Here is a 260-nt window from a genome sequence, read left to right as displayed (position 1 = left end):
CAGTGTCCCCTTCGTCTAGAGGCCCAGGACACCGCCCTTTCACGGCGGTAACAGGGGTTCGAATCCCCTAGGGGACGCCAGCGTTCAACTGATGAGGTCAGACCTCCCAGGGGACGCCACTTGCTGGTTCGTGAGTGAAAGTCACCTGCCTTAATATCTCAAAACTCATCTTCGGGTGACGTTTGAGATATTTGCTCTTTAAAAATCTGGATCAAGCTGAAAATTGAAACGACACACGTAAAGTGTGTATGAGTCTCTCA

Annotated in this window: 1 tRNA gene; it reads left to right on the top strand. The window is 50.4% G+C overall.

Annotated elements, in window-relative coordinates:
- The first annotated feature begins 4 nt into the window (after positions 1 to 4).
- Positions 5 to 80: transfer RNA gene (locus OGV79_RS01225), tRNA-Glu, on the top strand.
- Positions 81 to 260: the final 180 nt, after the last annotated feature.

Source organism: Citrobacter sp. CK185, assembly GCF_030333565.1.
GTDB lineage: Bacteria > Pseudomonadota > Gammaproteobacteria > Enterobacterales > Enterobacteriaceae > Citrobacter_B > Citrobacter_B koseri.
Note: the sequence above shows the minus strand (reverse complement) of the source record. Positions and strands in the feature narration are given on the sequence as shown.